General features: G+C 38.6%; 3 protein-coding genes. 1 reads left to right on the forward strand and 2 read right to left on the reverse strand.

What is annotated here, in order from left to right:
- Positions 1–268 precede the first annotated feature (268 nt).
- Positions 269–1,147, reverse strand: a complete 879-nt coding sequence (locus L4C37_RS22265; protein WP_429770159.1) for a transglutaminase-like domain-containing protein — start codon at positions 1,145–1,147, stop codon at positions 269–271.
- Positions 1,148–1,418: 271 nt separating this feature from the next.
- Here L4C37_RS22265 and L4C37_RS22270 point away from each other — a divergent pair, with 271 nt between their 5' ends.
- Positions 1,419–1,892 (forward strand): hypothetical protein, encoded by a 474-nt coding sequence (locus tag L4C37_RS22270; RefSeq protein ID WP_137375768.1) that lies wholly within the window; start codon positions 1,419–1,421, stop codon positions 1,890–1,892.
- Positions 1,893–2,030: 138 nt separating this feature from the next.
- Here the strand turns inward: L4C37_RS22270 and L4C37_RS22275 are convergent, their stop codons facing one another.
- Positions 2,031–2,393 (reverse strand): hypothetical protein, encoded by a 363-nt coding sequence (locus L4C37_RS22275; protein ID WP_248374596.1) that lies wholly within the window; start codon positions 2,391–2,393, stop codon positions 2,031–2,033.
- Between the last annotated feature and the right edge of the window lie 314 nt (positions 2,394–2,707).

Consider the following 2,707-nt stretch of genomic DNA (forward strand, 5'->3'; position numbering starts at 1 on the left):
TGTTTGTGCTCGTTCATCTCGTACTTCATCACTGAGTTCCCAAATTTCATCAGGCATTTGATATGACTTATCAAAAACAAAGTCGCCGATTTCTTTTCCACAGCACCCACATTTCATTTGTAACTCCTTTTAAGCTAACGCCCAATTAAGTAGCTGACAACGCTACCATTACATTCAAATTTACCACCATAATCACTGAAGCTAAACTGAACTGGAAATACCAAGCGTTGGCAGTCTGCTTAAATTGCTTGTTATATGTGTTCTGCGCCTACAGTGAAGCATATAGCTCACTTAGTGTCGGAAACTTCGAGCAATCCCAACCGCTTGGAAGTTTTATTTCCTTACACGACTCAACTAACTTAAGAGCTTTGGAGCTCTCCGAAGAACAACTAACATCTGCAAGTTCATCGAGCAGAGTTAATTCATACTCTCCAGAAATAGGGCTGATGAATTTAGGCAATACGCCCCACCCTGTATCCCACGTATGCATTTCAAATTTTGATAATGCATACAAGTCTCGAATAAGGCTACCCTTGATAAACGGTAATCCTTTGAAATCCCGAAAACCAAAATTGTCAGCCGACTCCAAGTTTTCACGGCATAACTTCCAAGCCTGCCCAGCCACTATAAAGTTTGATGATGGTACATCACACGGGTCAAATTCAAACTTCAAGATTTGATGATGAATGTCGTCAAGCTGAGCATCAGCCGCTACCCATCCCTTCCCTTTATCCCAATACTCACAAACCCAGTGATCTTCGAAATGGTTTTGAACTAAATAAGTCGCAAATCCACTCCTTAGTCGGGCAGGAACTCCTTTTGACCTCAAAATAGAGCAAACCAATAGTGAAAAGTCTCTACAAATACTTACAACTCTATGGCTTGGTTTCTTGAACACATGGGAAGGTTCGCCTGATTTCAATATTGCTAAAGAGACTAAATCTTTAGCATATCGAGTTTGCATTTCTGTAAGTTTTTTTGAGGGGTCAACCTCGACACCATAGTGTTCAAGCCAATATGAATGAATAAGGTTGCCTTGAACAAATTTACATATACCCGCAATATCATCAGGCACCTCACTGATATCTAGTAGATTATTAGGGAGCTCTGTAAACTCCGTATTTTCTATATAGTCGTTGACAACCATTTATTTTTACAACCTTTGTGGAAATACCCACTAATACATATAACGCCCAATTAAGTAGCTGACAACGCTACCGATATACTCAAACTTAACACCGTAATCACTGAAGCTAAACCAAACTGACAATGCTAAGCGTTGGCAGTCTGCTTAAATTGCTTGTTATGCTTGAAGCCCACGTAAACATTGAAAACCAACTTTACAGAATGACATTTATTTTACGTAATTTCTATTAGAATCCCTAGCTTATCCACACTAAGGTTAGAACTATTGATTCATGTCTTTTTTTAAATTTATTACACCACTACTATTAATACTTTTTTCAACATATTCGCAAGCTGAAGACGTCTCTTTTTATGAAGACTTCATTGATAATTCTTATTACGATGATAAAGAAATCACGCTTACCTATACTGGGAGAACATTTCATTTAGGCTCAAGAAACAGAAATGAAAATAATGACATCTGGGGAATTGGATATCGAGGGTTCGAAATATCTACAATGAACAACTCATTCTATGACCGCTCTTATGTGTTCTCATACCATAAGAAATGGTACTGGAAAGACTGGATCGATGTCGGTCTAAGAATTGGTGGTATTACTGGGTATAAAAAAGAAGATAACCCCGTTCAATTGCTAGGAATCACCCCTCTATTTTCACCAACAATAACACTGCATTATGAAGGTTTTGGCTTTGAGACAGCATTGCAGACTGACGTTCTTATTTTTACGTTAAACTACCAATTTTAAAGAAAAGCATAACGCCCAATTAAGTAGCTGACAACGCTACCGATACAGTCAAAATACCACCGAAATCACTGAAGCTAAAACAAGCTGAAAATGCCAATCGTTAGCAGTCTGCTTAAATTGCTTGTTAGGGCAGAATTCTCAAGATAGACGCTTAGCTACAGCGTAGCCTTTAGCAGTTAATTGAAACCATACAGAGCCTGCTGGTTGCCCAAAGTTACCTTCAAGGACTTGGAGTAATTGTTTTTCTCTTAATTCCAGTATTTCCGCGCTGACACCTATTGTTTCATCGTGCTTATATGGACTCTTAACTATAGATTCAGGCTCTAAGTTGTATTCTAAGATTCCTTTAAATGTAGGATTGCTTAAAGCTAACTTTAAAATTGCTCGTTCTTCTCTAGTTAATTTTGTAGGAACCCAAGACTTGATCACCGGCACTGCAGCAATACATGCAGCAACAGTACCTACTACCAACAAAACAGACTCTAATACTTCTAAACTCATAGCCTTTCCTTTGTGCCCTAACGCCCAATTAAGTAGCTGACAACGCTACCAATACACTCAAATTTAACACTAGAATCACTGATGCTAAACCGAGTTGAAAATACCAAGCGTTGGCAGTCTGCTTAAATTGCTTGTTAGGTTAACCCATCAAAATCAAAACATGTAAGCAAGGTGAACGTCGAAGCCACTCCCATCAAACTCTGCGCTGCTAGAAGCTACCTCATAGTTTATATATGTATATTTAGCACCAATTCCAAATCGACCTATAGCCAAAGGAGCAAAGGCATACTCATATTGAACTATCAAGCCAGCAG

The sequence above is a fragment of the Vibrio kagoshimensis genome, assembly GCF_050337535.1.
Classification (GTDB): Bacteria; Pseudomonadota; Gammaproteobacteria; order Enterobacterales; family Vibrionaceae; genus Vibrio; species Vibrio gallaecicus.

Coding starts and splice junctions, on each gene's coding strand:
- L4C37_RS22265 (WP_429770159.1), bottom strand. CDS start 1,147: ATGGTTGTCAACGACTATATAGAAAATACGGAGTTTACAGAGCTCCCT.
- L4C37_RS22270 (WP_137375768.1), top strand. CDS start 1,419: ATGTCTTTTTTTAAATTTATTACACCACTACTATTAATACTTTTTTCA.
- L4C37_RS22275 (WP_248374596.1), bottom strand. CDS start 2,393: ATGAGTTTAGAAGTATTAGAGTCTGTTTTGTTGGTAGTAGGTACTGTT.